The sequence below is a fragment of the Methanosarcina spelaei genome, assembly GCF_002287235.1.
Classification (GTDB): Archaea; Halobacteriota; Methanosarcinia; order Methanosarcinales; family Methanosarcinaceae; genus Methanosarcina; species Methanosarcina spelaei.
Map to the genome: position 1 here is coordinate 1 of NZ_LMVP01000140.1, position 5,029 is coordinate 5,029.

At 37.9% G+C, this 5,029-nt stretch carries 2 protein-coding genes; one reads left to right on the forward strand and one right to left on the reverse strand.

All coding sequences use genetic code 11. From position 1 onward, the window contains the following. The first annotated feature begins 399 nt into the window (after positions 1-399). Complete coding sequence (locus ASJ81_RS08785; RefSeq protein ID WP_095644143.1) at positions 400-1,119, forward strand: alpha/beta hydrolase; 720 nt, start codon at positions 400-402, stop codon at positions 1,117-1,119. Positions 1,120-1,466: 347 nt separating this feature from the next. On the opposite strand, the gene ASJ81_RS08790 is transcribed toward ASJ81_RS08785, so the two are convergent. After that, positions 1,467-4,619: a PAS domain S-box protein gene (locus ASJ81_RS08790; RefSeq protein WP_095644144.1), complete on the reverse strand. Its 3,153-nt coding sequence runs from the start codon at positions 4,617-4,619 to the stop codon at positions 1,467-1,469. Positions 4,620-5,029 lie beyond the last annotated feature (410 nt).

A 5,029-nucleotide genomic window follows, 5' to 3' on the forward strand; every position in this document is an offset into this window, starting at 1 on the left:
TTAAAGGAACTATTAACATTTAGAGTTCCTGTTCAATAATTTGAGGACACGACCAACGGTTGTTTGATCGGCTAATGGATTCTCAGCCTTTTTTCGCAGAAGCGAACAGCCTCAGCCCGGACTTAAATCTGTTGTTGACGGAACTTGCGAACTGGGAAGTGAGAACGAATATTCTTAATTAACGATTAAGAATGTCTAAGAGAACGGAGGAGCGGAGAACACCAAAAAGATATTATGAGTAAGATTTATAATTACTGTTATACGTCTAACAACACAAATAAATAATCATAAAAACTATGAATTTATTTAGTGATATTACACTGACTTTTATCACTGGAGTTTTGAACTGAGTCGAATGATGGCGAATATATTTATTTTTGCTCATAGATAAGTGAGAGAATGGAGAAAAGACATTTTTATATCTCAAACAATGAAATTCGTATTCCTGCCATCCTATGGGGAAAGCAGAGTGAAAAGCTATTGATTGAAGTTCATGGAAACCTTTCCAATAAAGAAGACACCGTAATTTCCATGATGGCACAAAAAGCCATTGAAAAAGGTTACCAGGCGTTAAGCTTTGACCTGCCTATGCACGGTGAACGTGTAGACGAGGAATATGCATGTATTCCCAAAAATTGCGTAAGTGATTTGGCCGCTGTTTATATCCATGCAAAGTCGCTTGCATCCGATATTCGTTTGTTTGCGTGTAGCATGGGAACCTATTTTAGCCTGCTTGCCTACCATGACTTTGACATAAAGCAAAGTTTATTTCTCTCGCCAATCGTCAACATGGAACGCATCATACACAATATAATGGAAGATTTCCATGTAAGTGAAGAAAGACTAAAAGCAGAGCATGAAATCCGATTGCCGATTGGGCAGATACTGGAATGGAACTATTATTGCTACGTGAGAGAAAACCCGATTTGTTTTGAATGGAAAGTGCCTACTGCCATTTTGTACGGTTCTGACGATAATCTGTCTGAATGGAACGAGATTTCAACGTTTGCAGCAAGATATCATTCAGCAGTTAAAGTCCTGGAGCATGGGGAGCATTACTTCCATACGGAAGAGCAATTGCAGATGTTTGATAGATGGGCAGATGAAAATCTGCTGTAAAACTTGATGGCATACTGACAACGAAGAAGTACCCGGTCTTTTGTCGTTTGCCCACATAGTGATCGAATAGGTTGAGTTTTTTCAAGCATTATATATAGGAGCTTCATCTTTGTAGGAGTTTCATCTTTGCATGATACAGATGACAACACTCCTAACTGCGTGGACTACCATGATGAAGGATAAGAGAGTTTGAGAATTGATAAAGGGTCTAAATTAAGGTTTTTATGCGCAGAATGAGGGCAGTGCATATTGGCATGCTTCTATTGTATTTTTCAATATAATTATTGGCTTTTTAAGCAGTTGCTTATTCACTTATTTATTGATTTTTTAAATAGTTGATCATTCGATTAATCATTATTGAGTGGGACTGATGCCTGATTATTCATTTCTATTACTGTGAACCTTATAGTGAATTCTGTCCCGTTATTCCTTTCCAGTTCCAGTTCTCCGTTCAACTGTTCAACAAGAGAAGTTACAAGCTGAAGTCCCAGACTATCGAGGTTTTTGATGTCAAGTTCTCCGGGAATGCCAACTCCGTTGTCTGAGACCGACAGAACATAAGCTGTACTATTACATTCTTCAATCCCGCATTCTCTGTCCTCTTCTCTATGCAGTTTAACTCGGATTTCTCCACAGTCTCTTCCTTGAAATGCATACTTTAGAGAGTTTGAAATAAGTTCGTTTATGATAATACCTAACGGTACTGCGGTGTCTATATTAAAGAAAATATTTTCTTCTATATCCTTACCGAATCTGGTACCGTCATTTCCAAGTTTATAGGTAAGGAAGAGATTATTCGCAAGTTCCTTAATATACTGTGAAAAATTAAGCTTATCAAGCCCTTCGTTTCTATGCAGTTCTTCATGGATGAGAGCCATTGAAATTACACGATCCTGGCTTTCCCTGAAGGTTTCAAGAACTTCCGAATCCTTAATATCCTCTCTGCCTTTGAACTTTTCAGCCTGTAAATCCAGCAGGGATGAGATTACCTGCAAATTATTCTTAATACGATGGTGAATCTCTTTCTTACGGGCATTTTCAATGTTTGCCAGAGCTTCCTCAGCTTCTTTTCTTTTGGTGATATCGGTGTACATGCATAGCGAGCCAGTGAAATCGCCATTCTTATTAAATAACGGTTTAGCGTTTATAAGTGCCCAGAAGAGTGAACCGTCCTTACACATTAACTTCAATTCATAGCTCTCGCTAATACCACCGCGCCTTTTTTCCAGATTCCTTTCGGCAGTAGGCTTGCTTTCTTCACAAATAAAGTCCACTACCGGTCTACCGATAGTTTCTTCGTGAGTGTACCCCATTAATTCTGTAGTTCTTTTATTAGCAAAGGTAATCCTGAATTTGGAATCCATCAAGAATATACCTTCATTTGCTGTTTCAACGATATTGCGGTACTGTTCTTCACTTTCACGGAGTTTTTCTTCTGCTATTCTACGTTCAGTAACATCCTGAACGGTTCCCCTCATTCGAATAAGAGAATTACTTGCATCAAAAATAACTTCAGTTTTTGCGTGGACTGCTCGCTCAGATCCATCAGTTAGGACGATTCTATAATTAATGTTAAAGGGTTCACCAATTAAGGCTTTTTTAAAAGCAATGTTTACGTAATCCCGGTCATCCGGGTGCACATAAGTTAAAAACAGTTCATAAGTCACTTCAAGTTCCTTAGGCTTAAGTCCAAAAATGCGATATAACTCATCAGACCAGAGCAGCTTATTATTTACAATGCTCCAGTTCCAGTTTCCAATATGAGCTATTTGTTGAGCTTCAGCAAGACTTTTTTCACTTTCTTTCAATGAATTGAAAGCTATTTCAAGCTCTTCCGTACGTACTTTTACCAAATTTTCCAAATTGTCAAGAGTTTCCTTAAGCTTTGTTTCAACTTCTTTTCTTTTGGTGACATCAGTGAACATACATAGAGAGCCAGTGAAATCCCCGTCTTTATTAAATAACGGTTTAGCGCTTATAAATGCCCAGAAGAGTGAACCGTCCTTACACATTAACTTCAATTCATAGATCTCACTAATACCACCGCGCCTTTTTTCCAGATTCTTTCTGGCAGTAGGTTTGCTCTCTTCACAAATAAAATTCATTACAGGTCTACCAATAATTTCTTCCTGAGCGTACCTCATTAGCTCCGCAGTTCTTTTATTAGCGTAAGTGACATTGAATTCAGCATCCATCAAGAATATGCCTTCGTTTGCTGTCTCAACGATATTGCGGTACTTTTCCTCACTTTCGCGCAATGCCTTTTCCATCTGTTTTCTGTCGGTAATATCCTGAACTGTTCCTCTCATCCTGACAGGAGAGTCCTTATCGAAAATAACTTCAGTCTTTGCGTGGACTACTCGCTTAGATCCGTCAGCCAGGATGATTCTATAAATAATGTCGAAGGGTTCACCAGTTAAGGCTATTTTAAAGGCAATGTTTACGTAATCCCGGTCATCCGGGTGCACATAAGTTAAAAACAGTTCATAAGTCACTTCAAGTTCCTTAGGCTTAAGTCCAAAAATGCGATATAACTCATCAGACCAGACCAACTTATTATTTACAATGTTCCAGTTCCAGTTTCCAATATGAGCTATTTGTTGAGCTTCAGCAAGACTTTTTTCACTTTCTTTCAAATAACTATAAGCCTTCTCAAGCTCTACCGTTCGTTCTATAATTTTCTCTTCTAAATTGTCGTGAGCCTTTCCAGGTGCTTCTCTGGTCTCCTTTTTTTTATCGGCATCTTTGAAAACCAACGCAAGTTTTCCATTTTCAGGTCTAAACACATAAACATCAAGAGACCTGTCTTTAACCTCTATACTCTTGACTTCATAATAAGTCGGTACATCAGAAAGTGTCACTTTTTCATATTCCTTTAACCCAACAGGATCGGCATCAGGAAACACTTCAAGTACCGTCTTACCTAATAACTGTTCCTTCTTTAAGCCCGTATAACACTCATAAGCAGAATTAAGCTCAAGGAAACGATAATCACAGGGCGTGCCATTCTTATCGTAAATAACTTCAGCAACGAAGAAAGCATCTGTCATATTTGTGAAAAGCATCCGGTAACGCTCTTCACTTTTCCGCATCGACTCTGCAATCCGCTTGTACTCTGTGATGTCCCTGATAATCATGACAGTTTTCACCAGACCATTCTTATCGGAGAAAAATACAGTTGACAACTCTCCAGGGAAGATAGTGCCATCTTTCCTCTTAAAATTGAGCTCCCCTTTGAACTTTCCGGCTTTTTCAAGAGCAAGCTCGAGTTCTGGGCCGGACGTGTCTACAATCCCGGATTTTCCAGCCCGTATGATTTCCTCCTCGGTCATTCTGAAAATCCTGCAGGCTTTGGGATTAGCCGTATAAATGGTTCCGTCAGGTGAAGTGAGAAGAACGGCGTCATTGATGTTTTTGAAGAGCGCTATGTACAGTTCTTCACCATCCCGAAGTTTTTCCTTATCTTTCTGGTCACTTACATCGAATCCAGAGATAGACAAACGTTTATCCTCCTTCAGCGAAATACAGATAATTATACCTTTTCTCCATTTTAACTTCCAAGTATATATATATCCATTAAATTATCCATTTCACACAATCTCTGCTAGGAGAAACATTTCTCCAATACTGCGATTCATTCATACAATGAAATTTACCAGTTTCTACGAGTAAAATCTGAGCAGACAAATATTAATGTTACAACACGCTTATTTCGCAATTATTTATTTTTGATTTTTTTCTTGCCTACAGTTATTATGTACTTCTCAGTATTCGTTTGTTTGAAGTATAAAAAATCCTCATTAGTGAATATTAATACAAGTTTGATTTTTAAATATTCCTTGGCTTATTTTTTAATGTATTATTTATTTTTTAATGTATTATTTATTTTTTAATGTATTATTTATTTTTT

Excerpts from the sequence above, each read along its gene's own strand:
- ASJ81_RS08785 (WP_095644143.1), top strand. The coding sequence starts at position 400 with ATGGAGAAAAGACATTTTTATATCTCAAACAATGAAATTCGTATTCCT.